Genomic DNA, 24494 nt, shown 5'->3' with positions numbered 1-24494 from the left:
GCTCCTCCGCTTCTATGCCGCGCGGCGCATACGCAGCGTGAACGCGATACCTGCCAGTGCGATGACGACGATCCCGTAGCCCACGCACACCGCCTCCAAGCCGACGACTCCGACCAGCGCACCCGCGATGACGGCCGGTACGCCGAAGGCCAGATACGCCAGCAGGTAGATCACGGCGAAGGTGTCGGCGCGTTGGGTCGCCGGGATCCGCGGGGCCAGCGAGGCGACGACTCCCGAGAACGCGGTGCCGAACCCCATACCGGTCACGGCGGCCGCGACGAGGTAGAACGGCAGTGAGCCGATGCCGAGGGCTATGAGCGACAGCAGGGTTCCGGTCGCCAGGGCCGCCGTGCCGAACAGCACCATCGACCGCGCTGCGAGCTTCCGGAGAGTGAACGCGGTCAGGGCTCCGACGCCGGCGAGCAGCACCACGCCGAGCCCCTGCCAGACGTGCGCCTCGCCGCCGAGCTCGCCTCGGACGATGTTGGCTCCGAGCGACAGGAACAGTCCACCCGTGGCCCACCCCGCGATGACCGCCGGAGCGCCCCGCCAGAAGTCGGCCCTGATCGCGGTCGGGATCGACAACCGGAAGCTCAGTGACGCCCAGACGCCCGGCTTGCGCGGTGCGGTCTCCGGAACGAGGAAGAACAGTGCCGCGAGCACGATGTACGCCGTGCTCAGCGGCGCGAAGACATCGAGCAGGGCCTCACCGCTGACGTCGAGCATCACTCCGGAGGCGAGGGCCCCGAGCGCGAGACCGATCCCGGGGCTGAGTGCATTCCACAGCGCGGCGGTACCCGCGCGGCCGCCCGGCGCGAAGTCGAGCACCGTGGCCGAGAGGGCCGAGATGAGCAGCCCGCTCGCGATGCCCTGCAGGATGCGCGCGAGGAACAGCGTCGCCACGGCATCCGCATGCCAGAACAGGAACATGCTTCCGGCGAGCAGTAAGAACCCCGCGATCACGACGGGTCGGCGTCCGACATGGTCCGACAGAGAACCGGCGGTGAGGAGCGTGAGCAGCAGCGCCACCGCGTAGACCGCGAACACGGCACTGATCACGACGGGGGCGAAACCGATCTGCTGCGCCAGCACCGGATAGAACGGCGACGGCGCGCTCGCACCGACCATCATCAGGATCTGCGCGATGATCGCCAGCACGAACCCGAAGCGGGTGCGCGTCTGCGGGGTGGTCGTCGGCGGGGTGGTCGTCGATAGGGGGACGGCGACGATCGGCTCAGTGGTGGTCATGGCGTCTCCTCGTTTGGTTCGAGAATCATCGAACTATCGGAGCGTACGCGCGTTTCGCCAATTGTTCAACTATTATCGAACCATGCCTGGCGACCTTCCTCACCCGGAGCGCTCCGAGATCCAGCTCACCGACGTGCTCTTCGCGCTCAGCGACCCCGAGCGTCTCGCCATCACGCGACAGCTCGCGGACGGCCCTCTCGACATGGCCGCCTGTCATGCCACCGACCCCAACCTCCCGAAGTCGACCAAGTCGCACTTCATGAAGGTGCTGCGCGAAGCAGGTGTCATCCGCAACGAGCCGAACGGGCGCCGGCGGATGCTCACGCTGCGGCGTGACGACCTCGACGCCCTGTTCCCTGGGCTGCTGGACTCGGTGCTGCGCGACTGACTCCGCCTCGGGCCGGAACGTTCTTGCCGAGTCGAGAGAGTGAGTGTACAGTCACTCATATGTCCACGACCCGCAGTTCGATCCTCTCCACGGCAGACGCCCGCAAGCCCGTCGTCGCCGCGGCGGCACTGGCGGCCTTCGCTCGAGGCGGGTATCACGGCACGACCGTCGCCGACGTCGCACGCGAGGCCAAGATCTCGCCGGCCTACGTCTTCAAGCTCTACTCGGGTAAGGAGGCGCTGTTCGTCGTCGCCCTGGAAGCCTGCTTCGATGCGATCCTCGTCGCCCTCGAAGAAGGCGCGGATGCCGCGGACGACACCTCGCCCGAGGGTCTGCTCGACGCGATGGGGGATGCCTACGCGCGCCTGATCTCCGACCGGAAGCTGCTCATGCTGCAGGTGCATGCGCAGTCGGTGGCGGAGATCCCGGCCATCGGCGAGGCGCTTCGCGCAGGGCTGGAGCGCATCACCGTCTTCGCCCGACAGCGTTCTCGCGCCGAGGATGGCGCCGTGCAGCGGTTCATCGCCTACGGGCAGCTCTGCCACCTGATCGTCACCACGCAGCTCGACGGGCGCCCGGGGGATTGGGTCGCCCTGCTGACCAAGGGGATCACCCACCCCGACTGACGTCGGTCCCTAGAGAGGGCGCTTTCGCTTGCCGTCAAGAGTGAGTGAGCGGTCACTCATCCGCATCGCCGAACCGAACCAACCACCCACAAGAACAGGAGCATCCCATGACCTCTCCCACCGCCACCGCGACACGAGCCACCGCCGCGCCGCGCAGCTCCAGGCGTTGGCTCGCACTCAGCGTGCTCGCCCTCGCGCAGTTCCTCGTCGTGCTCGACGCCTCGATCGTGAACATCGCCCTCCCCGTGCTTGGTGCCCAGCTCAGCATGAGCACGGCCGCCCTCGCCTGGGTGATCACCGCCTATGTGCTGGCCTTCGGCGGACTCCTCCTCCTCGGCGGACGTCTCGCCGACCGTTACGGACACCGCCGCGTGTTCCTGATCGGCACGGGCGGCTTCGTCGCGGCCTCCGCGCTCGCCGGTCTCTCCATGTCGAGCGAGATGCTCCTCGGCGCGAGGGCTCTCCAGGGTGCTTCGGCCGCGCTCCTCGCCCCCGCGGCGCTCGCGCTGCTCACCCATCTCTTCCCTGACGACAAGGAGCGCACGAAGGCCCTCGGCGTATGGGGAGCCGTCGCCGGGATCGGCTCGGCGGCCGGAGTCCTGCTCGGCGGTGTGCTCACGGCCACCCTCGGCTGGCAGTGGGTGTTCTTCGTCAACGTCCCTGTGGGCGCGCTCGTGCTGATCGCGATCCCGTTGCTCATCACCCGCGACGGCGCCCGCACCCCCGGGCGTCTGGATGCGGCCGGTGCCGTCACCGTCACGTCGGCTCTGGTGGCTCTGGTCGGCGCCCTCAGTGCTGTCGAACAGCTCGGATTCGTGCACCCGCTGCCGATGATCCTGTTCGCAGCGGCGCTCGCGCTGGGTGTCGCGTTCGTCCTGATCGAGCGGCGCGCTGTAGAGCCCCTGGTGCCGCTGGCGGTCTTCCGCAACCGCAACCTGGCGCTCGGGAACATCGTGATGCTGCTCGGCGGGGCGGCGATGGTGGCGCTCTTCTTCGCTCTCTCCGTCTACATGCAGGCCGTGCTCCACTACGACGCGCTCGCTGCCGGCCTGTCGCAGCTGCCGCTCGCGGGTGTGCTCGTGCTCGTCGCGGGAGGTGCACCCGCCCTCATCGCGCGCGTCGGCACCCGCCCGGTCCTGATCGGCTCTCTGCTCGTCCTGGCCGGAGGGCTCGCCTGGCTCGCAGCCGCGCCGTCCGATGCCACGTTCCTCGCGCAGCTGCTCGGGCCGACGATCCTGGTCGGAGTCGGTCTCGGCTGGGCTGTCGTGGCGACGACCCAGCTCGCGGTGGACGGCGTCGACGGCGGGGAATCGGGTCTCGCCGGGGGTCTGATCAACACGAGTCAGCAGATCGGTGGCGCGGTCGGACTCGCCGTTCTCGGGACCGTCGCCGGTCTGCGCACCGCGGCGCTGTCCGCGGAGGGAGCCTCCGAGGCGACTGCCCTCACCGGTGGATTCTCCTGGCTCTTCCTCGGCGCGGCGGCGCTCGCCGTCATCGGAGCGGGGATCGTCGTGGTCTGGCCGCGCGACTGAGCTCGGCGGGCGGGAGGCCCCTGGGGTGCGTCCTCGCACCTCAGGGTTTCGTCGATTCCGCCAGAGAGCGAATAGACCCGCAAAAGTTGACAAGAGTAACCAGAATGCCATATGTATGTGGCGCTCACGTACGCACTCTGCTCTCTGATTTGGATCGTATGCGGTGCCGGGCGGATACTTCTGGCACCCGCGCCGCGTGACCCGGCCCGGCAATCGACATGCACACATCCGCCTCTCTCGCACCAGGGACGACCATCGCCATCGTCGGCGCCGGCCGTCTCGGACGCGTACTCGCGCGGGCTCTGCGGGCAGCGGAGCTCGGCGTCGTCGGACCCCTCGGGCGGGACGAGCGGATTCCGGATGTGGATGTCGTCCTCCTCAGCGTTCCGGACGCGGCCATCGCCGAGGCTGCGGCCATCGCCCGGCCCCATGCGCGCTTCCTCGGACATGTATCCGGTGCGACGGCGCTCACCGATGTGGATTTCAGCCTCCATCCGCTGCAGACCTTCACCGGCGACGAGCCCGCCGAGGTGTTCCGCGGCATCGGTGCCGCGATCGCCGGTCATACGCCCGCAGCTCGTGAGGTCGCGGAGCAGCTCGCCCTCGCTCTCGGTGCACGCCCGTTCGAGGTCGACGACGCACACCGTGCGAGCTATCACGCGGCCGCGTCGTCCGCCTCGAACTTCGTCCTCACCGTGCTCGACGCGGCGGAGGACCTGGCTTCGAATGCGGGGATTCCTCGCGACGTCGCCCGGTCGCTCCTGGCTCCGCTTGTACGTCAGACGGTCGAGAACTGGGCGAAGGACGGCGCTGCCGCTGTGCTGACCGGGCCCATCGCCCGCGGCGACGAGGAGACGGTCGCACGCCAGCGTGCTGTCGCCGAAGGGCTGGAGCTCGACGACCTGTTCGACGCGCTGGCCGCAGCCACGCGCGAGGTCGCTGCCCGACCCACCGCCACCGCACCCGCCACCGCACTCGAGGAGCCCCCGGCATGAGAATCCTCCGCACGATCCGCGAGGTCCGCGCCGCGATCCGAGAAGCCAGAGCCGCGGGTGGGACCATCGGCCTCGTGCCCACCATGGGTGCTTTCCACGATGGCCATCTCTCCCTCATGCGTGCCGCGCGCGAGGCGTCCGACCTCGTCGTCGTGTCGCTGTTCGTCAACCCGACCCAGTTCGGCGCCAACGAAGACCTCAGCGCGTATCCGCGCGACGAGGCCCGCGACGCCGGACTCGCGGAGGCCGCGGGCGTCGACATCCTCTTCGCTCCCACCGCGTCCGAGATCTACCCCGACGGGTTCGCGACGAACATCCACGTCGCCGGTCTCACCGACGTGCTCGATGGCGCGAGTCGTGGGGCGCACCACTTCGACGGCGTCGCCACGGTCGTCACCAAGCTGTTCGGGATCGTCCGACCGGACGCCGCGTACTTTGGGCAGAAGGACGCGCAGCAGGTGCTCGTCGTCCGCCGCATCGTGCGGGACCTCGACCTCGACGTGCGGATCGTCGCCTGTCCGATCGTGCGGGAAGCGGACGGCCTCGCCATGAGCTCCAGGAACGTCTACCTCGACGCGGAGGCCCGCGTGCAGGCCTCCGCTCTGAACCGGGCGCTCGATGCCGGGGCTGCGGTGTTCGAGGCGGGTGATCCGAACGCGGGGAGCATCCTCTCCACGGCGAGACGAGTGCTCGCCGATGCCGGGATCGACCCCGAGTACCTCGAGCTCCGAGATGCCGAGACGCTGCGCCCCCTCGCCCGCGTCGATCGTGACGCCCTGCTCGCGGTCGCCGCACACATCGGGGCGGCCCGCCTGATCGACAACCACGTCCTGCACGTCGCCGATGCCTCGGCGACAACCGATACGGAGGTCAGCGCATGAGCGCTCATGCCGCTCCCCGCACCCAGGTCACCCTCGCCGCCCTCGGGGCGAAGAAGGCGGCCGGTGAGCCCATCGTCATGGTCACCGCGTACGACCACCCGGGCGCACAGATCGTCGAGGCCGCCGGCGTCGACGTGGTGCTCGTCGGCGACTCGGCCGCGATGACCGTCCTCGGCTACGACAGCACGGTGCCGGTCACGCTCGACGAGATGCTGATGCTGACCAAGGCGGTGCGGCGGGGGCTCACAGTGCCTCTCCTCGTCGGCGACCTGCCCTTCGGCTCGTACGAGGCCTCCGACGAGCTCGCCATCGCGACCGCGCAGCGCTTCATCAAGGAAGCCGGCTGCGACCTCGTGAAGATCGAGCGCGGCGGGACGACGGTCCAGCGCGCCAGGGCGCTCGTGCAGGCGGGCGTCCCGGTCGTCGGGCACGTCGGGCTCACGCCGCAGACTGCCACCGCGCTCGGGGGCTACCGTGCGCAGGGGCGCTCCGCCGAGGCCGCGCTGGCCGTGATCGAGGATGCGCTCGCGTTGCAGGATGCCGGGTGCTCGATGATCGTCGTCGAGGCGGTGCCGTCCGAGGTGACGGCTGCGCTCATGCCGCTGCTGGACGTCCCCGTGATCGGTATCGGAGCGGGTGGCACGGCCGACGGACAGGTGCTCGTCTTCCACGATCTGCTCGGACTCTTCGACGGGTCGGCCGCCAGGTTCGTCAAGCGGTATGCCGAGCTGCGGACGGACGCCATCGCGGGGGTCGGGGCGTACGCATCGGAGGTGCGCAGCGGCGCTTACCCCGCGTCCGAGCACGGATACGCGATGGCGCAGGGGGAGGCCGCGCGTCTCGAGGAGCTGCTCGCGCGCCGGTAGTTCGCGCCCCGCCGACGGCTCGTGTTCGCAACTCTTCTGCACCGAAGACGGCTTCATCGAGTTCTCGACAATCGGTGGCTTCGAGTCCTGGGGTGATGCCGGGGACGACCTAGCGTTGCGCGGATGGAACTCTCCGAGCACGTCCACGTCACGTGGGCACTTCATGTCGAGATGTCGGTCTCAGGATGCCCCGAGCTCACCCGCGTCATCGGTGTGCCTCGGGATGCCCCCTCGTACTGGCTGATCGAGGCCTATCGGCTGAGTCTCGGGCTCGATCCGGAAGCGCCCGAGCTCGAAGCGGACGCGGGTCGGTCGCTGCACATCGACCTGTGCCCCTGGCGGGCCCCGACGCAGCAGGTGTCGGTCCCCGGTGTCGCCGATGTGGTCGACGTGGTGATCAGCGGGCCGTACGCGACACGGATGGGCGACCCGCGGGTCACCGTCGTCGACGCGGAGTCCGTCCCGGTGCTCCCGTCGCCGGTGGGAAGCTGGCAGACACAGCGACCTGCATTCCGCGCAGAGCATGTGGGGTTCGAGCTCGCCCAGCGGTTCGGCCTGGTGCAGCCGCGCCTCGACCCTGCGGCTTGCGGGGTCGGCGGCGATGCTCTCCGTCCGTTCTCACCGCTGGCGGCACTGTGCCAAGGGCTCTCCCCGGTGCGTCGTCTCGCCCTCCTCGCGCACCTCGACGACGCGGAGCTCAACGACCCGGTGCCCTTCGAGGAGACCCCGGCGGGCTCGGAGTTCGCGGAGTCGGCGACGGCCGGCATCCGGATGCTCGTCGCGCGGATCGGCCCCGATGGTGTCGATCAGGATCCGACCGATGGGTGGCTGCCCCGCGCGATCGTCTCCGATGCCGTCGACGCCCTCGACTGGCCGGACACGGCGGTGCCGGGCCTTCCCGACCCTGCCGATGCTCTCGCGTCGCTCGCACGTCGGACCAAAGCGATGCGCAGGCTGCGCGGGCATGTCGTGGTCACGAACCTCGGACGCGGGCTGGCGGACGGTGAAGTGCGGGCATTCCTACGGATCATCGACGGCGTGCGGGCGCTGGGGAGAGAGAGGCTGTTCCCCAGCGCCTGGCCGCGTGCCGTGACCCTCGCCCTCCTGGCCGTCGCCGATGGCTCCGCCTCGACCTTCGACGAGCTGGTCGGCGTCGTCGCGCGCGGTGAGGCTGCGGTGGAGGAAGGGCCGGGTGACGGAAGGTTCTCCGAGTGGTCGCCTCGGTCAGGCGACGTGTCAGCGGTGCAGCGAGTGGTCGAGAGTCTCTGTGCGCTCTCGTCGCCGAGCGCGTTCGGCTCGATCACCCCCGCGATGCGCGCCGTCGCGCGGGCGGCGCTCCAGTGACACGGCGGGCGCGTGTCGACGGCAGTAGGCGCGTGCGGATGCGCGGCGTCAGCCGGTCTGTGTCAGCTCTTCTTCGTCAGTTCTTCCGGGTGAGGGCGCGCACGCGGCGGACAGCACGTCCGGCGAGGTCCTTCAGCCGGCCGCCGGGCCACTCGCGGTGCAGTTCGACCGTGCCCTGGTCGGTCGCCACGAGGGTGCAGGAGCGGCCCGCGAGGAGCGGGGACCGTCCGGCGCGGGCGAGCACGGCAGGGGAGGCTTCGAGCGGGGTCTCGAAAGTCCACCCCGCATGTCGGACCTTCACGGTCAGCGCTCCTCCGCGGGAGTCGTCGTCGGGACCGAACACCTTGACGGGGTCGATCGCCACGCGGGCGGAGTCGAGCTTGCGGGGAAGTCGACCTCCGAGACGGCGCTCGGCACCGGTGTCGCGGTCGCGGAGGAAGAGGTCAACCCGGTCGTTGCGCAGCTCGCGGTTGGCGACCACGAGGTTCTCCGGGAGTCCCTCGGTCGTCGAGGCCGGGAGCGAGATGAGTCGCGTCACCTTCTTGGGGCGTGCGGATCCGGACTCGGCGTCCGTCGACTCTTCGACCGCGGATTCGAAGACGAACGCGTCCTGGCCGCTCCTCGTGAGGGTCACGCGGATCGTGAAGTGCAGACCGCCACCGCGAGACCAGTGCACCTCGGTCACGACGGCGCGACAGGTGATCTCGGATTCGAAACGCGCGAGCTCCAACAGGTCGTCACGTCGCCCGGCGCGCAGCAGAGCGGCGCGGATCCGATGCGGGAATCCCAGGCCGGCATCGACGCCGGGTCCGAAATGCTCCTGCGTCAGGGGCGTGACCACATCGAGCAGGCGTTCACGGTAGTCGTCGGGGTACCTGGCCATCTGTCGGCCCGAGAGCCGCTTGAGGATCTTGCCTCGGAACCAGTGCCGCAGAAGGCGATCGCGCAGCTTTCCCGGCTCGGTGTGCGCTTCGACGAGGTCGAGCACCGTTTCGAGATGCGGGAAGTACGACTCCGGGTCGATGCGCGAAGAGCTCGCGCTGCCCGGCTCCTTGACCCAGGCGTAGCACGGCTCGCTCGCCAGGACCGAGATCCTCGACGCCGCGAAGTACGCCTGCATCACGAAGAGATGGTCTTCCAGCCGCACCTTGCCCTCGGGAAAGCGGATGCCGTTGGCCCGAAGGAAAGAGGTGCGGAACATCTTGTGCGGCGTCAGCATCTCGAGCAGCGGGTCGGTTCCGAGGACCGCATCCGGGATGTCGTGGCTGAAGATCCGACTTGGAAGGCGGCGGCCGATGCCCACCTCCTTGCCGATGATCACATCGGAGGAGTGCAGGTCGGCGTAGTCGCACAGCTTCTCGAGTGCACGGTCGAACAGATAGTCGTCCTGATCGACGAACTGCACGTACGTCCCGCGAGCCGCATCGACGCCGTGGTTGCGCGGCATGCCGGGCCACCCGGAGTGCGCCAGCGACAGCACGCGTACGTGGGGGCGGTCGCGGGCGATGTCGGCCAGCCGAGCAGAGGTGGGCTCGCCGGATCCGTCGTCGCACAGAAGCACTTCGAACGACGCAGTGCCAAGACTCTGGCGATCGAGTGACGCGATGAGATCGTCGAACGAGGGGCCAGGTCGCCACACCGGTACGATCACGCTCACACGGATGGTGCCCGCGTCGCTGCTGCTCATCTCCGGTCGATCACTCTGTGACAAACGTCTCACTCCCCCAAGTCGACAACTCCCAGAGCTAACCACGTCTTCCTGTGTGCGTCACCGGGCTTACGCGACGGCCGGGCGTGTGCGCGAGGGCCTCGACTCGGGCTGTCTGTCGCGGGTGAAGCGCCGGCGCGGGTCAGGAGGCGATGCTCGGTGCGCGGTCGCTGTCTGCGCGAGAACCGATCTCCGCCCACACCGAGTCCAGGGAGAGACCCAGCACGTCGGTCACGGCCGCGATCGTCGAGAAGGCAGGCGTGGCCACGCGCCCAGACTCGATCTTCCGCAGCGTCTCGGGGGAGATCCCGGCTTCCAGCGCGACCGACAGCATCGACCGATCTCCGCGCGCCCGACGCAGGACGACACCGAGGCGCTCACCGCGTTCGATGTCTTCGGGGCTGAGGGGGAGGCGGACCATCATGGCGCCTATTCTAATACCGGGATAGTATTACCGGGATTGTTATTGGAACAACGAGGGAACATCGTGATCGAGATACTGAACGCCGACCAGCTCGGTCGTGCACGGGCGACGGGCGCCCTCGTCGGCGACATCCTCCAGGAGCTGAAAGCTCGCGCCGCGGTCGGTGTGAACCTGCTCGACCTCGACCGATGGGCCCGCGAGCTGATCGAGCGCGCCGGCGCCGAGTCCTGTTACGTCGACTACGCGCCTTCATTCGGCCGCGGACCCTTCGGTCACTACGTCTGTACCGCGGTGAACGACGCGGTACTGCATGGCATGCCCCACGACTATCGGCTCGTCGACGGCGATCTGCTCACGCTCGACCTGGCCGTCACGCTGCGAGGAGTCGCCGCCGACGCGGCCATCAGCTTCGTGGTCGGCGGGAATCCTGCCGCCGAAGACCTGGCGATGATCGCGACGACCGAGCGCGCGCTCGCCGCCGCCATCGCCGTCGCGCGTCCCGGAGTGCGTATCGGCGACCTCTCCCATGCGATCGGAGCTGTCCTGAGTGCTGCCGGTTACCCGATCAACCTCGAGTTCGGCGGGCACGGCATCGGATCGACCATGCACCAGGATCCTCACGTCGCGAACGACGGTCGACCGGGCAGGGGATATGTGCTTCGCCCCGGCCTGCTGCTCGCCCTCGAACCCTGGGTCATGGCCGACACGGATGAGCTCCGCACGGATGCCGGCGGTTGGACTCTGCGGAGCGCCACCGGATGCCGCACGGCGCACAGTGAGCACACGATCGCCATCACCGAGGGCGGCGCCGAGATCCTGACGCTGCCGTCCCGCTGACCCGGCATTCGGATCCAGAACTCCCACCCCGCGCTCAGGGTTAACGATATATCGTTGAGTATCGTTCACACCTACAGCGGGAGGTCATCATGAGCAACGCATTCCCCTCCAACCCGTTCGGCGGCAGCGGCGGATCCGGCAGCAGCGGCGGATCCGGCGGGTTCTTCGGCGGACCCGGCTTCGGCGCCGGCTCCGGTGGACCGGCATCCGCGATCTTCGAGGCGATGGACCAGCTCCGGAAGTCCTTCGAGTCCCGCCCCTCCGGCGGTTCGCGCATGGCCCGCGGTGACGTCCGTACGGCCGTGCTCTCCCTGCTGGCCGAGAAGCCGATGCACGGCTACCAGATCATCAACGAGATCGCCGAGCGCAGCGGCGGCACGTGGAAGCCGAGCGCCGGTTCCGTGTACCCGACCCTGCAGTTGCTCGCCGACGAAGGGCTGATCGAGGCGGAGGAGCAGAACGGCCGTAAGACCTACTCGCTCACCGAAGCCGGCCGCGCGGTCGCCGACGAGAGCTCGGAGACCCCGGCCCCCTGGGTCTCGTCGAACGGCAAGGATGGTCAGCGCGACAACGCCCGCTTCCACGCTCTGCCGAAGGCGGGCGTCGACCTCGCCGCCGCGGCTGCCCAGGTGGGTCGCAGCGGGTCCGCTGAGCAGGTGCAGCAGACGATCGAGGTCCTCGACGAGGCCCGCCGTAGGCTGTACACGATCCTCGCGCAGGACTGACCGCGCAGTGCGGCATCGAGTGGGGGTCTGCGAAGGGACCACGCGATGACGGATGCTGCGGCACACGGCGTGCACCGCGCCAGGTACCGTCGCATCCTGTCGTTCGCCGGTCGCGAGTTCTTCAAGATCTGGTGGTTCGAACTCGTCCTGCCCCGCTTCGGCATGAGCCGAATCGCGGAGCGGACACGCGGGCAGCGGATGCAGACGTTCGCTCGTCGGTTCCATGTGCTCGCCGTGGAACTCGGCGGACTCATGATCAAGGTGGGACAGTTCATGTCGTCGCGCCTCGACGTGCTGCCGCCGGAGATCACGAAGGAGCTCGAGGGGCTGCAGGACGAGGTTCCGCCCGTGCCCACGCCGGCGATTCGTGCGCTCGCCGAAGCCGAGCTCGGGATCCCGCTCGAACGTGCCTATGCCTGGTTCGATGAGAACCCCGTCGCGGCGGCTTCCCTCGGGCAGGTGCATCGCGCCCGACTGTCGGCGCTCGATGCGGCGGACACCGGGCTCGGCGAGGTCGTCGTGAAGGTCCAGCGACCCGGCATCGACGAGATCGTGGCGGTCGACCTCGCGGCGCTCCGCCGGGTCGCGCGCTGGCTGACGCGCGTGCGCATCGTCGCCGACCGGGTGGATGCGCCCGCGCTCGTGGAGGAGTTCGCCGCGACCAGCCTCGAGGAGATCGACTACCTGCATGAGGCCGCGAGCGCGGAACGCTTCCGCGAGAACTTCGCCGACGATCCCCGCGTCGACACCCCGGAGATCGTCTGGGAGCGCTCGACCCGTCGGGTGCTGACTCTCTCGGATGTCACGGCCATCAAGATCAACGACATCGAGGCCCTCCGCGCCGCAGGAATCGATCCGTCCGAGGTCGCCGCGGTGTTCGCCGAGGTCATGTTCGATCAGGTGTTCACGCACAGTTTCGTGCATGCCGACCCCCACCCCGGCAACATCTTCGTCACGCCTTCGCCGGTGGTCGAGGGCGGCACGGGGCGCGGTTTCCGCCTCACGTTCATCGACTTCGGCATGATGGCCGAGATCCCCGCGAGCCTCCGCGACGGATTGCGCACGCTCCTGATCGCGGTGGCCGGCCGAGACAGTCGTGGCCTCGTCGCCGCCGCGCAGGAGATCGGCGTGCTGCTGCCTTCCGCCGACACGGCCGAGCTCGAGCGCGCGCTCACCACGTTGTTCGCCCGTTTCGGCGGCATGGGGTTCGCCGAGTTGAGCAAGGTCGATCCGCGCGAGTTCCGTGATTTCGCCGAGGAGTTCGGCGACATGGTGCGCTCGCTCCCGCTGCAGCTGCCCGAGAACATGCTGCTGCTCATCCGTGCCGTCTCACTGACCTCCGGCATGTGCAGCGGTCTCGATCCCGCGTTCAACGTGTGGGATGCGGCAGAGCCCTACGCCGGCCGTCTGCTTCGCGACGAGAGCGGCAACATCGTGCAGGCCTTCGCGAACCAGGCGATGGGCACGATGTCCACGACCTGGGCGTTGCCCGGCCGCATCGACACGATCATCACGCGCCTCGACGACGGCAACGTCACCTTCGACACCTCACGACTCGAACGCCGCCTGGACCGGCTCGAGGGCATCGCGCGCCGCATCGGCTCCGGCGTCCTGTTCGCGGCGTTCCTGGTCGGCGGTGCGCTGCTCGTGCCGTCGGTGCCGCCCCTGGGCATCACCCTGGTCTGCGTCTCCGCCCTCCCGCTGCTGCACTCGCTGTTCGGCGGGCGCCGCTCGCGCTAGCTGCGACGCGCCCGAAAACCCAGAGCAGACAGCGTCCGCCCGGCGCGTCGCTGCCCGACGCGCCGCGGTTCGCGCGGACTCTCTGGGTTTCGGCCCCGACACGGTCGGACACCTCGCATGACAAAATGGACTCTCATGGACACTCCTGACGAGAAGCCCGACGAACGCTCCGCAGGATCGAACCCTCCGCGTCCGCGCACGGACACAGTCGGAACCGGTGCCAACCGCCTCCCGGCCAAGGCTTCGGAGACTGCCCGCAAGATCGTCCGCGACATCACGACCGTCCCGCCGCGCAGCGTGCACCCGGCGCTCGTTCCCGGTGTCTCGGTCGAGGAGACGGGGCGCACCTACCGCACCGACCCGCTCGTCTTCGGTGTCGCCGCCGCGTTCGCCCTCGGCTTCATCGCCTGGGGTGTGTTCGCGGGCGACAACCTCGCCGGCACCACGAGCACGGTCCTCGCCTGGGTGGTGGAGTACTTCGGCTTCTTCTTCACGACGATCGCCACGATCATCCTCGTGTTCATGCTGTTCGTCGGCTTCAGCAAGTACGGGCGCATCCCGCTCGGCCGTGACGACGAGGAGCCCGAGTTCTCGATGTTCTCGTGGATCTCCATGCTCTTCGCGGCCGGCATGGGCATCGGCCTGGTGTTCTGGGGTGCCGCTGAGCCGCTGACGTTCTTCGAGAACCCGCCGCCCGGCACCGTCGAGGCGAACACCCTCGAGGCCATGCACACCGCGCAGACCCAGGTGCTCTATCACTGGGGTCCGCAGGCCTGGGCGTTCTACGCGCTCGTCGGTGGAGCCATCGCGTACGGCGCCTACCGCCGCGGCCGCACGCCGCTGATCTCCTCGATCTTCGCTCCGCTGCTCGGCGAGAACCGCACCACGGGTCCGGTAGGCCGCACGATCGACATCTTCTCCATCATCGTGACGTTGTTCGGCACGGCAGCCTCCCTCGGACTCGGAGCGCTGCAGATCGGTCACGGTGTCGAGCTCGTCAGCGGCATCGGCCCACTCGGCAACGGCATCCTCATCGCGGTCATCGCGGTGCTCACGGCCTGCTTCATCGCCTCCGCGGTGTCCGGAGTCTCGAAGGGCATCCGCGCACTGTCGAACATCAACGCCGTGGTCGCGATCCTGCTCGCCTTCTTCGTGTTCTTCGTCGGTCCGACGCTGCTGATCCTGAACGTGATCCCGTCGGTCGCCGTGCAGTTCATCGGCGATCTGCCGACCATGATCGGCCGCTCCGCGTCGCAGGGTGAGACCGCGCAGGCCTTCCTGTCGAGCTGGACGATCTTCTACTGGGCATGGTGGATCTCCTGGTCGCCGTTCGTCGGCATGTTCATCGCGAAGATCTCCCGCGGGCGCACGCTCCGTCAGTTCGTGTCGGTCGTCATCGTGGTGCCTTCCGCCATCTCGCTCGTGTGGTTCGCGATCTTCGGCACGACGGCGATCCAGCAGCAGATGGACGGCGCAGGCCTCACCGTCGACCCGCCGGAGGAGGTGCTGTTCGGGGTGCTGGAGAACTTGCCGTTCCCGCTCATCACCAGCATCGTGCTCATCCTCCTCATCGCGATCTTCTTCATCACCGGGGCTGATTCCGCCTCACTCGTCATGGGCACGCTGTCCCAGCAGGGCCGCCCGGAGCCATCGCGGTGGGTCGCGGTGGTGTGGGGAGTGCTGGTCGGCGTGATCGCCGCGGTGCTGCTCGTGAGCGGATCGGAGGGCAGCGGGCTGCAGTCGCTGCAGAACGCGACGATCATCGCGGCGCTGCCGTTCGCGATCATCATGACGTTCATGATGATCGCGTTCATGAAGGACCTGCGGCGGGATCCGCTGATCCTGCGCGACCGGTATGCCCGCGCCGCCGTCCGCCACAGCGTCATGGCCGGGCTCGAGGAGTACGGCGACGACTTCGCCCTCGTGCCTGTCGAGTACGACCACTCGGAGGACGACCTCGCCTGGATCGACGAGGACACCGTCGACGACACGTTGGCCGAGGTGTATGAGGCCGCGACCGAGGCGATCGACATCATCCCTCCCGCGGAAGTGGATGCCGTTGTCGATGCCGCGTTGGAAGACGGTCCGAACGACCCGGACCCCGCCCCGCAGCCGCGCGCGGATTGAGGGTACCCCGGCCTCGTCTGCGGGCGTCGGGTCAGGCGTTCACGCGGGATCAGGCGACTTCGCGGTGAAGTCGCCTGATCCGGCGGGTTCGCCTGTCCCGGCGGGTTCGCCTGGGACGGCGGGTTCGCCTGGGACGGCGGGTTCGCCTGGGACGGCGGGGTCGCTGGTCTCCGCGGGGTGGGGCGGCGCCGATGGAGAGGTCTCGAGGTCCTCGGCGGCGGCCGTGATGCGTGCTGCCATGCCCGCGAAGATCGCGCCGTGGAAGGGCAGCACGGCGAGCCAGTAGAGGCGTCCGGTGAGACCGCGCGGGAAGAAGATCGCGCGCTGCTCGTAGCGGGCGCCCTTCGCATCGGGCACGGCACGCAACTCGAGCCATGCCTCTCCCGGCACCTTCATCTCGGCGCGGAGGCGCAGCAGCGATCCGGCATCCGAGGTCTCCACCGCTTCGACGCGCCAGAAGTCGATCGCGTCGCCCACGCGTGCGGCGGTACGGCTGCGGCGCCCGCGGCTGAGGCCTACGCCGCCCACGATGCGGTCCATCCAACCGCGCACCGCCCACAACAGGGGCGAGGAGTACCAGCCGTTCTCTCCGCCGATGCCGAGGATCACGCGCCACAGCTCTGTGGGTGACGCGGTCGTCGTGACCGAACGGGAGTCGGTGAACACGGTGCGTCCCGCCCAGTCGGGATCGCTCGGCAGCGGGTCGCTCGGAGCGCCCGAGACCTCGGAGTCCTGCCAACTGGTCTCGATGGTGTCGCCTCGCACGCGGCCGAGCGCCAGGTCGACCGCGCGCCGATACGGGGTCAGACCGCCTTCGGGCTGGGGGATCAGCTCGTCGATGGCGTGATCCTTCATGATGCACTCGTTCTGCAGCGACGCCACGAGGGGGCGGGCGATCGATCGCGGGACCGGTGTCACGAGATTCACCCAGTGCGAAGCGAGGCCCGGAGTCAGCACGGGGAGGGCGGCGATGGCCCGCTGGCGCAGTCCCGCCTCCACCGCGTAGCCGTTCATCATCTGGCCGTAGCGCAGCACGTCGGGGCCGCCGATATCGACAGCGCGGTTCACGTCGGAATCCACCTGCGCTGCCCCGAGGAGGTAATGCAGCACGTCGCGCACGGCGATGGGCTGGATCCGGTTGCGCACCCATTTCGGCGCCGGCATGTACGGCAGCACGTCGGTGAGGTGGCGGATCATCTCGAACGACGCCGATCCCGATCCGATCACGACGCCCGCCTGCAGCACGAGTGTCGGCACTCCCGAGTCCAGGAAGATCTCGCCGACCCGCACACGCGAGCGCAGATGCGGGGAGAGCTGTGCATCATCCGGATGCAGACCGCCGAGGTAGACGATCCGCCGCACACCCGCTCGCGCAGCCGCCTCTGCCACCGTCTGCGCCGCGCGCTCGTCGCTCTCCTCGAAGCCCTTGCCGGCCGACATCGAGTGGATCAGGTAGTAGACGACGTCGACGTCGTCCATGGCCGCGGCGACGGCATCCGCATCATCCGCCGACCCCTCGACGATCTCGCAGTCGGCGCCCCACGGGAACGACGCAGCCCGCGCCGCGTCCCGCGCCAGCACACGCACGCGGTATCCGGCGTTCAGCAGCCGCGGAGTCAGTCGACCGCCGATGTAGCCGGTCGCCCCGAGCACCAGAGCACGCGGGGGAGTCCCGTCGTCGCGGGGGATGGCGCGCAGAGCCTCTTCACGACCGGTGGGCTGGGTGAGTTCGGACATGGCACGAGCGTAGGCCCGAGGATGCGCGCGCGGAAACGGGGTTGCGGCCTGCGTCGGGGATGAGTAGAGCTGCGACGCCGGGAGCACTGTCGGGGGCGCATGCGTGATCGTGTCGGTCGCGGCCTGCTGTGCACCGTACGATCGTAGACATGGCCTCCATCGAATCGATTCGACGACCTGTGCCCGACCAGGCATCCCGCCGCGCGCGCATCGCCGTCTCCGCGCTCTTCCTGACCAATGGGGCGCTGTTCGCGAACATCCTCCCGCGGTACCCGGAGATCAAGTCCGCTCTGGGGCTGGACAACCTCGGGTACGGATTCGCGATCGCGGCATTCCCCGCCGGAGCCATCGCCGCCGGCCTTCTGGCCGCAGTACTCATCCGTCGGTTCGGTTCCGCTCGCATCGCCGTGATCGGCACCGTGTTGACGAGCTTGGGTCTGTTGTCGGCGGCCCTCGCTCCGTCGGGCCTGCTGTTCGCGGTCGCCCTGTTCCTCGGCGGAGCGTCCGACGCGATCACCGATGTCGCCCAGAACGCCCACGGCCTGCGGGTGCAGCGTCGCTACGGGCGGTCGATCATCAACGGCTTCCACGCCATCTGGTCCATCGGCGCGGTGCTGGGTGGGGCGATGGCTGCAGTGGCGATCGCGCTGGAGCTGCCGCTGGCCGTGCACCTGGGCATCTCGACGGCCGTGTTCGCCACGGTCGCGCTCGTCGCCCTGCGCTTCTGCCTCCCCGGCCGTGACGACGAGGTCGACGAGGAGGCCGCGGCCGAGCCGGCCGAGCTCGCCGGAACACTCCGTCGCGGAGTGACGCCGCGTACCGTCATCGCGATCATCGCCCTGACTCTCATCGCCATGGCCGGCGCCGTCGCCGAGGATGCGGGCAACTCCTGGGCGACTCTGTATCTCGCCGACTCGCTCGGAGCCGCTGCGGCGATCGCTCCTCTCGGTTTCATCGCCCTGGTCGGTGCGCAGTTCATCGGTCGGATCATCGGCGATCCGCTCACGGACCGCTTCGGACAGAGGTGGGTCGCGCGGGTCGGCGGCGCCATCGCGGCGGTCGGCATGACGCTGGCGCTCGCGTATCCGTCGGTGCCCGGCACGATCCTGGGGTTCGCGGCCGTCGGCTTCGGCATCGCCACGCTCATCCCCGCGGCGATGCATGCCGCGGACGAACTGCCGGGACTGCGGCCGGGCGTGGGGCTCACGGTCGTGTCGTGGCTGCTGCGCCTCGGGTTCCTGCTGTCTCCGCCGTTCGTGGGGTACATCGCCGAGAACGAGAGCTTGCGGGCGGGGCTCCTCGTCGCGCCGGTGGCCGCCCTCGTCGCCGTGGTGCTGGCGGGCTTCCTCGAGAAGCGGCGTCCCCGCGTCTGAGTCCGGCACGGGGTGCTGCGGCTTGGGTGCCGGTGTGCCCTTGCGTTCCGCGGGTTCCGGATGGCGGAAGAAAACACGGATGCCGGGCGGTCTTCCTGCGATTCCTCATGCATTCGTGATTTCCTCCGACAGGTGACGCCGGCGTGAGGCGCGATGCAGAGTGAGCTATATGAGGTGAGCAGTGACGTACTGCAACCCTAGGGTTGCGCATGGAGTCGAGAGGTGCAACTCTGGAGTTGCAGTCGGCTGATCCGGCCGGCGGGACATGCAGGAAATCCCGAAAGGACCCATCATGGTGAACATGACCCACAACGAGGCATCCGTCGTCGACGAGGAGACATTCTCGGTGCGGCGGAGCATCCAGATCGCGGCACCCGTCGACAAGGTGTGGCGAGCCGTGGCAGAGCCGCAGCACATTTCGCGCTGGTTCGGGCGCACGGTGCTCGAGGGTAGCGGCGTCGGAGCGATCGGCACGATGACGTTCCCCGACTACGACGTGATCCCCCTCCGGGTCGAGGAGTTCGACGAGCCGCGGCGCATCACGTACCGATGGAACAATGACGATGCCCTCGGCGCGCTTCCGGACAGCATCGACGAGTCGACCTCGACCGTCTTCACCTTCACGCTCGAGGAGGCGGATGGCGGCACGCGGCTCACGGTCGTCGAGAGCGGGTTCGAGCGCACCTCCGACCCCAGGGCCAACCTCGAGTCGCACCGTACCGGCTGGGATCTGGAGCTCGACAAGATGGTCGCGCTCGTGGAAGGCGAAGCGTGACGACCGAGACACTGCTTCCCGTGTTCGCGGCACTCGCGGACGAGACGCGCTGGAGCATCCTGACGGCACTCGGCGAGGGGGATGCCTCGGCATCCGCCCTCGCCGGGCGCCTTCCGGTGTCCCGTCAGGCGATCGCCAAGCACCTCGCCGTGCTGCAGGAGGTGGGACTCGTCGAGCCGGTCCGGGTGGGGCGCGAGGTGCGCTTCCGCGTCGTCGGTGCCGAGCTCTCCGCGACGGCCGCGAAGCTCGACGTGATCGGACGCGAGTGGGACCGCCGCCTCGCTGCGATCAAGGAGATCGCGGAAGGGCTGTAGCGCGGGGGTCACTCCGCCGCGTGGGGGCCCTTCTCGTCCCGGATCACATTCCGGAGCTCCTGGTCGAGGTCGGATGCCTCTTCTATCGACGCGGTCATACCGGCGAGGAACCGTGTGACCACGGCCCGCTCCTGGTCGGAGAGCTCGTCGACCAGGGTGAGCATGCGGCGATGCATGGCACCGAGGGTGGCCCTGACCTCCTCGTCGCTGCTCACGCTCGGAACCACGACTCCGGCGCGGCGGTCCGTCGGATGCGCCTCGCGACGGACGTGTCCGCCCTTCTCGAGGCGGTCGATGAGAGTGGTCGTCGAAGCGGTGGAGATGTCGAGCATCCTGGCGATGTCGATCGGACGGACGATGCGGCCCGCGCGCTGCTCGCGCAGCAGGAAGCGCAGCGCCATCAGGTCGGTCTCGTTCATGCCCATCGAAGCGCGGGTGCGCGCACGCATCGCGGTCTCGGCCGCGCGGTAACGCCGCAGCATGTTCAGGACATCGACGGTGCTGGCGCTCTCGGCGTCGGGGTACCAGTACCCCGAGCGTGCGTACTCCTGGGGCTCGGTCATCAGGCCACCGCCTCTCCGTCTGCCACGGGAGAGGACTCCCGCGTCAGCATCTCGATCGCACCTGTCGCGACCCCGGCGGGGACGATCAGGAGGAAGCCGCCCGTGATCGCGTCGTTCTCGGCCACGATGATCTGCTCGATCCGATCGCGCGGGACGGTGGGGAACTGTCGTTCCAGGCGCTCGAGGAGAGCGGCGTAGTCGATGTACATCTCGTCATCGAGTGCGGATCGCTCGACCATGACGTCCTTTCTTGCGGTGTATCCATCCTCTCACCCGTGCGACAGTGTGATGCACGCGGGATTTTGCTAGTCAGACAGATAAAAAGACTTCCGAGCTAAGATGGGTTTCGGAATCGACGAGGGGTGTGATGGGGAACAGTCTGGGGGTCATGGCGTCTCGGCTCGACCGCGACGTCGATGAACTGCTGCGCGTGGAGGCGCGGCTCGCGCGGCGCCTCGTGGCGGGGCGCCAGCCCAACGAGACCGACCGCTCGGCCCTTCGCTTCATCGCAGCGGCCCCGGTCGATGCGCCCGTGACTCCGAGTGATCTCGCCGCTCACCTGGGGGTCAGTACTGCGGCGATCACCTCCGTGATCAGGCGTCTGTCCGATCGCGCTCAGATCGTGGTGACGGCGCATCCGGACGACAGGCGCTCGAAGGTGATCCGTCCTTCACTCCGCGACATCAACTCGCCCGCGGACGAGGTCTCGCGGCGGGTGGCGCGGGTGGAAGAGGAGTTCACCTCCGCCGAGCTTGCCGTGATCTCGAGGTTCCTGCGGCGGCTCACGGCGGAGATCGATGCGATCGAATAGTCTCGTTTGCCATTTAGCTAGCTAAACTAGTAATCTAATTCCTGTACAAAACGCACAGGAATGAGGGACTCATGGGCCAGCTCAGTTACGCCGGGGAATCGCAGATCGTGGAGATCGACGATGCGACACTCGCCCACCTTCGACTCGTCACCGTGACCAAGCTCCGCCGAGGAGAATCGTTCCCGCTCACCCTGCGCACGTCGCGATCGGGCACGGAGACGCTGTGGATGCACGCCTCGATTCCCGTGCGCTTCGCCGTCGCGGAGGAGATCGAGCTTCAGCGCCCGCTGCTGGTCAAGATGATGGCCGCAGCGAGCTCTGCGCACGGTCTGGACCTGACGGACATGGAGCTGGCGCCGCTCCTCTCTCCGGCGCCTGCGATGCACGCGGTCGCCTGATAACTCGCCTCCGCCGCCGACGTGCTCCTGGGCAAGGCGTGCGCGACGACGGCCGAGGCTCGCAGCGACGACATCGGGGGGTGTCTGCTTCGCTGCTGATGGCATCCGACCACCGGGAATCGGGTCCCGGGGTCGGATGCCATTCGTTCAGAGGGCGGTGTAGCCGCCGTCGACCAGATGGTAGCTGCCGGTGATGAAGCTCGCGGCGTCACTGGCGAGGAACGCGATGAGGTTCGCGACCTCGTCGGCCTGCCCCAGGCGTCCGATCGGGTGCTTCGACACGAGGAAGTCCTTCGCCTCGGGTCCCATGTTCGCGAGCAGCGGGGTGTCGATGAACCCGGGGCCTACGGAATTCACGCGCACGCCCTGTGCCGAGTACTCGAGTGCCGCCGACTTGGTCATGCCGACGACGCCGTGCTTGGCGGTGACGTAGGCGGGGGAGTTGGCGAACCCGACGCTGCCGAGGATCGACGCGATGTTCACGACCGACCCGCCGCCGTTCGCGAGGATCGAGGGGATCTGCGCCTTCATGTTGCGGAAGACCGCGTTGAGGTTGATCGCGATGACCTTGTCCCAGGCCTCGTCCTCGTACTCGGCCGTCGGAGCGGACGCTCCGCCGATGCCGGCGTTGTTGACGCCGATGCGCAGCGGGGCGAGCGAGTTCGCCAGCTCGATGGAAGAAGCGATCCACGAGGCATCGGTCGCGTCGCCGACCGATGCCTCGGCGGTTCCACCGGTGGCGCGGATCTCCTCGACGACCGCGTTCGCGTGATCCGCGTTCAGGTCGTTGACCACGACGGATGCGCCGTTCTTCGCCAGCAGGAGGGCGGTCGAGCGACCGATTCCGCTGCCTGCTCCCGTCACGATCGCCGAGCGGTTCGAGACGTCGTACTGAGCCACGAGGGACTCCACTTCCGGGCGGGCACGGTGCCGGGAGATCTTCTCGGACGGTCCGTCCTTCACTCCAGCCTACGCCTGAAACGCGGAGGTGGATTCACATGAATGGACTAGTCGCGCCCGGAATCGCCCGCTCCCGGTGTCCAGATCGGATCAGGACTGATCGCCGCGGAGATACGGGTGCTGATCGACCCCAGCTGTCGCGCCTGCGCGGCGGTGAGCGTGTCGAAGACGAGACGCTGCACCAGCCCTATTCCGATGGGGTCGCTGCGGCGGTCGAGGCTGTGGCGCAGGTGCAGGATCTGTCACCGGACGCCATGAAGCAGGTCATCATCGGCAAGAACCGCACCACTCTGCTGGAGCGGTTCCTCGACCCGACCGAGGTGGCCGACCTGGTCGCCTACCTCGCGAGCCCCCGCGCGTCGGCCACGAACGGGGCGGCTGTGCGCGCGGACGGCGGGGTGCTCACGTCGATGCTGTGACCAGTCGAGGGGGCGATCGATGCCGCCGCGCCGCTTGGTCCGCGATGAGAGGTGGATTCACGCGGGGGATGCGTGCGGCAGTGAGCGTGCGAATGCGGAGATGTCGTCGGCGAGCAAGGCCGGCTCCTCGTGCGGCGCGAAATGGCCCCCGCGTGGCATCCGGGAGTAGCGGACGAGGTTGTACGTGCGTTCGACCCAGCTCCGCGGCGGCGACGCCAGGTCGTGCGGGAACAGGGCGACGGCGGTCGGCGCCTCCACCCGTTCTATGCGTGAGGTCAATCCCGCGGCGTGCTCGTAGTAGGGGCGGAACGACGTGCCGATCGAGTTCGTGAACCAGTACACGGACGCCAGTGTCAGCAGGTAGTCGTCGCTGAAGCGGGAGGAGACGTCGCCGCCGCAGTCGCTCCAGGATCGATGCTTCTCCAGGATCCACGACAGCAATCCGACAGGGGAGTCCGAGACAGCTGGCGCCAGTGTGAGCGGCCGCGTCTGCTGCTGATGCTGATATCCGCCTTCGGACGCCGACCACTCCTGTACCCGGTCGAGGTGAGCCTGCTCTTCGGCGGTGATCGACTCCTCGTCCACGTGTGCGGGAGCGGCTGTGGACAGCAAGTGGATGCCGACCACCTCGTCGGGGTACGCCTGCGCGAGACGAGAGGTGATCCCCGCTCCCAGGTCGCCGCCGTGCGCGAGGTATCGGGGGAAGGCGAGATGATCCGTCATCAGCAGGTGCCACAGGTCGTGCGTCTCAACGCCGAGTCGGGGGCGTTGCGGTGAGAACGGCAGTCCGGGAAGCGCGGGCACGATCACCGTGGCGGCGTGGGCAGTATCGCCCGCGAAACGCGACGGCGTCGCGAGGCGCCGAGCAACATCCACGAGTTCGAGTGCTGTGCTCGGCCAGCCGTTCGTGAGCAGAACGGGAACCCCGGTCCCTCCCTGCTCGGCATCGAAGCGGAGATAAGCGACAGGCGTCCCGTCGATGTCTGCCTGCCGCCAGGGCAGCTCCTCGATCTGTTGTTGCTGCGCGCGCCAGTCGAAGCGGTTCAGCCACACGTCGACGAGCCGGCGAAGCTCCGCCTGCTCGGTGCCCGCCTCCCAGCCCTCCACGGGCCACGGCTCGGCCCAGCGCGCGTTGCGCAGCCGCCGGCGCAGATCCTCGAGGTCATGCTCGCCGACGTCGAGGAGGGAGTGCCGGGACAAGGGAGACCTCTTCCTGGACGGCGTGGGCTGTGATGCGACGCTATCGCGGGGCACCGACACCGAGGCGCGATTCACGAATCCCCCTTGACACACCCGCCGCACAGGCATAACGTACAACCAAATGGTTGCACAAAGAGAACTGAGCGAAGCGGAGGTCGACCGTGTCTTCCACGCACTGGCGACGTCGACCCGGCGCGACATCCTGCGCCGGACGATCGAGCGGGAGCAGTCGGTCTCGACCCTCGCCTCCGAATACGAGATGTCGTTCGCCGCGGTGCAGAAGCACGTCGCCGTGCTCGAAGCCGCGAACCTCATCGTCAAGCGCGCCGAGGGACGCGAGCGGCTCGTCCGCGCGAACCCCGAGATGATCGCCCGCGCCAGGGCGCTCCTCGCCCGATACGAAGAGCTGTGGCGGTCGCGCATCGCCCGACTCGACGATCTGCTGGCCGAGACTCCTCGGTCCAACTCGTCCGACAGCACGAACACCGAACAAGGAGACTGAA

27 protein-coding genes are annotated in these 24494 nt (G+C 68.6%); 18 read left to right on the top strand and 9 right to left on the bottom strand.

Going from position 1 to position 24494, the window contains the following annotated elements:
• Positions 1-12: 12 nt before the first annotated feature.
• Entirely contained in the window at positions 13-1248 is a 1236-nt protein-coding gene (locus AAY78_RS03465) for an MFS transporter (RefSeq protein WP_046746959.1), read from the bottom strand.
• 82 nt (positions 1249-1330) lie between these two features.
• Between AAY78_RS03465 and AAY78_RS03460 the strand changes: the two genes are divergently transcribed.
• The 7 genes from AAY78_RS03460 (at position 1331) to AAY78_RS03430 (ending at position 7880) form a co-directional block, all read left to right on the top strand.
• Positions 1331-1636, top strand: a complete 306-nt coding sequence (locus AAY78_RS03460) for an ArsR/SmtB family transcription factor (protein ID WP_045262331.1) — start codon at positions 1331-1333, stop codon at positions 1634-1636.
• 59 nt (positions 1637-1695) lie between these two features.
• On the top strand, positions 1696-2262 hold the full coding sequence (locus AAY78_RS03455) for a TetR/AcrR family transcriptional regulator (protein WP_046746958.1): 567 nt from the start codon (positions 1696-1698) through the stop codon (positions 2260-2262).
• Positions 2263-2369: 107 nt separating this feature from the next.
• Positions 2370-3794, top strand: coding sequence for a DHA2 family efflux MFS transporter permease subunit (locus AAY78_RS03450; RefSeq protein ID WP_046746957.1), 1425 nt, complete (start codon positions 2370-2372; stop codon positions 3792-3794).
• A 218-nt stretch (positions 3795-4012) separates the two neighbouring features.
• The gene (locus AAY78_RS03445; protein ID WP_046746956.1) at positions 4013-4789 is read left to right on the top strand and encodes a DUF2520 domain-containing protein; all 777 of its coding nucleotides are present in this window, start codon (positions 4013-4015) and stop codon (positions 4787-4789) included.
• Positions 4786-5670: a pantoate--beta-alanine ligase gene (gene panC / locus AAY78_RS03440; RefSeq protein WP_046746955.1), complete on the top strand. Its 885-nt coding sequence runs from the start codon at positions 4786-4788 to the stop codon at positions 5668-5670. The genes AAY78_RS03445 and panC overlap by 4 nt, the downstream gene beginning before the upstream one ends.
• Entirely contained in the window at positions 5667-6536 is an 870-nt protein-coding gene (gene panB, locus AAY78_RS03435) for a 3-methyl-2-oxobutanoate hydroxymethyltransferase (protein WP_046746954.1), read from the top strand. Before panC ends, panB begins: the two co-directional genes overlap by 4 nt.
• A gap of 123 nt (positions 6537-6659) precedes the next feature.
• Positions 6660-7880 carry a hypothetical protein gene (locus AAY78_RS03430; RefSeq protein ID WP_046746953.1) on the top strand — a complete coding sequence of 407 codons (1221 nt, stop codon included), beginning with the start codon at positions 6660-6662 and terminating at the stop codon, positions 7878-7880.
• Between the two features lie 76 nt (positions 7881-7956).
• Here AAY78_RS03430 and AAY78_RS03425 read toward each other — a convergent pair whose 3' ends face one another.
• Entirely contained in the window at positions 7957-9567 is a 1611-nt protein-coding gene (locus tag AAY78_RS03425) for a glycosyltransferase family 2 protein (RefSeq protein WP_052748629.1), read from the bottom strand.
• Between the two features lie 163 nt (positions 9568-9730).
• Entirely contained in the window at positions 9731-10009 is a 279-nt protein-coding gene (locus AAY78_RS03420) for a helix-turn-helix domain-containing protein (protein ID WP_046746988.1), read from the bottom strand.
• 66 nt (positions 10010-10075) lie between these two features.
• On the opposite strand from AAY78_RS03420, the gene map reads away from it, so the two are divergent.
• The 4 genes from map (at position 10076) to AAY78_RS03400 (ending at position 15441) form a co-directional block, all read left to right on the top strand.
• A complete protein-coding gene (map, locus tag AAY78_RS03415) occupies positions 10076-10849 on the top strand; it encodes a type I methionyl aminopeptidase (protein WP_046746952.1) in 774 nt (257 codons plus the stop codon).
• A gap of 89 nt (positions 10850-10938) precedes the next feature.
• Positions 10939-11574 (top strand): PadR family transcriptional regulator, encoded by a 636-nt coding sequence (locus tag AAY78_RS03410; protein WP_171010932.1) that lies wholly within the window; start codon positions 10939-10941, stop codon positions 11572-11574.
• Between the two features lie 45 nt (positions 11575-11619).
• Positions 11620-13314 carry an ABC1 kinase family protein gene (locus tag AAY78_RS03405; RefSeq protein ID WP_046746951.1) on the top strand — a complete coding sequence of 565 codons (1695 nt, stop codon included), beginning with the start codon at positions 11620-11622 and terminating at the stop codon, positions 13312-13314.
• Positions 13315-13449: 135 nt separating this feature from the next.
• Complete coding sequence (locus AAY78_RS03400) at positions 13450-15441, top strand: BCCT family transporter (protein ID WP_046746950.1); 1992 nt, start codon at positions 13450-13452, stop codon at positions 15439-15441.
• Positions 15442-15480: 39 nt separating this feature from the next.
• On the opposite strand, the gene AAY78_RS03395 is transcribed toward AAY78_RS03400, so the two are convergent.
• The gene (locus AAY78_RS03395; protein WP_046746949.1) at positions 15481-17178 is read right to left on the bottom strand and encodes an SDR family oxidoreductase; all 1698 of its coding nucleotides are present in this window, start codon (positions 17176-17178) and stop codon (positions 15481-15483) included.
• A 149-nt stretch (positions 17179-17327) separates the two neighbouring features.
• Between AAY78_RS03395 and AAY78_RS03390 the strand changes: the two genes are divergently transcribed.
• From AAY78_RS03390 to AAY78_RS03380, 3 genes are all read left to right on the top strand, one after another.
• Positions 17328-18551 (top strand): MFS transporter, encoded by a 1224-nt coding sequence (locus AAY78_RS03390; protein ID WP_046746948.1) that lies wholly within the window; start codon positions 17328-17330, stop codon positions 18549-18551.
• Positions 18552-18843: 292 nt separating this feature from the next.
• Positions 18844-19326, top strand: a complete 483-nt coding sequence (locus tag AAY78_RS03385; RefSeq protein WP_046746947.1) for an SRPBCC domain-containing protein — start codon at positions 18844-18846, stop codon at positions 19324-19326.
• On the top strand, positions 19323-19640 hold the full coding sequence (locus tag AAY78_RS03380; protein WP_045262318.1) for an ArsR/SmtB family transcription factor: 318 nt from the start codon (positions 19323-19325) through the stop codon (positions 19638-19640). Before AAY78_RS03385 ends, AAY78_RS03380 begins: the two co-directional genes overlap by 4 nt.
• Before the next feature lie 8 nt (positions 19641-19648).
• Here the strand turns inward: AAY78_RS03380 and AAY78_RS03375 are convergent, their stop codons facing one another.
• Together AAY78_RS03375 and AAY78_RS03370 are read right to left on the bottom strand one after the other, a co-directional pair.
• Positions 19649-20203, bottom strand: a complete 555-nt coding sequence (locus AAY78_RS03375) for a MarR family winged helix-turn-helix transcriptional regulator (protein ID WP_046746946.1) — start codon at positions 20201-20203, stop codon at positions 19649-19651.
• A complete protein-coding gene (locus tag AAY78_RS03370) occupies positions 20203-20442 on the bottom strand; it encodes a hypothetical protein (protein WP_046746945.1) in 240 nt (79 codons plus the stop codon). The genes AAY78_RS03375 and AAY78_RS03370 overlap by 1 nt, the downstream gene beginning before the upstream one ends.
• A 149-nt stretch (positions 20443-20591) precedes the next feature.
• On the opposite strand from AAY78_RS03370, the gene AAY78_RS03365 reads away from it, so the two are divergent.
• Both AAY78_RS03365 and AAY78_RS03360 read left to right on the top strand, forming a co-directional pair.
• Complete coding sequence (locus tag AAY78_RS03365; RefSeq protein WP_227751321.1) at positions 20592-21014, top strand: MarR family winged helix-turn-helix transcriptional regulator; 423 nt, start codon at positions 20592-20594, stop codon at positions 21012-21014.
• 71 nt (positions 21015-21085) lie between these two features.
• Positions 21086-21412 (top strand): DUF7882 family protein, encoded by a 327-nt coding sequence (locus AAY78_RS03360; protein ID WP_046746943.1) that lies wholly within the window; start codon positions 21086-21088, stop codon positions 21410-21412.
• A gap of 147 nt (positions 21413-21559) precedes the next feature.
• Here the strand turns inward: AAY78_RS03360 and AAY78_RS03355 are convergent, their stop codons facing one another.
• Both AAY78_RS03355 and AAY78_RS20160 read right to left on the bottom strand, forming a co-directional pair.
• Positions 21560-22312: an SDR family NAD(P)-dependent oxidoreductase gene (locus AAY78_RS03355; protein WP_046746986.1), complete on the bottom strand. Its 753-nt coding sequence runs from the start codon at positions 22310-22312 to the stop codon at positions 21560-21562.
• Positions 22313-22419: 107 nt separating this feature from the next.
• A complete protein-coding gene (locus AAY78_RS20160; protein WP_269430544.1) occupies positions 22420-22554 on the bottom strand; it encodes a hypothetical protein in 135 nt (44 codons plus the stop codon).
• 48 nt (positions 22555-22602) lie between these two features.
• Between AAY78_RS20160 and AAY78_RS03350 the strand changes: the two genes are divergently transcribed.
• Entirely contained in the window at positions 22603-22791 is a 189-nt protein-coding gene (locus AAY78_RS03350) for an SDR family oxidoreductase (protein WP_331454394.1), read from the top strand.
• Between the two features lie 57 nt (positions 22792-22848).
• Here AAY78_RS03350 and AAY78_RS03345 read toward each other — a convergent pair whose 3' ends face one another.
• The gene (locus AAY78_RS03345) at positions 22849-23991 is read right to left on the bottom strand and encodes an epoxide hydrolase family protein (RefSeq protein ID WP_046746942.1); all 1143 of its coding nucleotides are present in this window, start codon (positions 23989-23991) and stop codon (positions 22849-22851) included.
• 121 nt (positions 23992-24112) lie between these two features.
• On the opposite strand from AAY78_RS03345, the gene AAY78_RS03340 reads away from it, so the two are divergent.
• A complete protein-coding gene (locus AAY78_RS03340) occupies positions 24113-24493 on the top strand; it encodes an ArsR/SmtB family transcription factor (RefSeq protein ID WP_046746941.1) in 381 nt (126 codons plus the stop codon).
• The last annotated feature ends 1 nt before the right edge of the window (position 24494 follow it).

It is taken from the genome of Microbacterium sp. Ag1, from assembly GCF_001005635.1.
GTDB classification, from domain to species: Bacteria; Actinomycetota; Actinomycetes; order Actinomycetales; family Microbacteriaceae; genus Microbacterium; species Microbacterium oxydans.
This window is presented reverse-complemented; position numbering and strand designations above follow the sequence as displayed.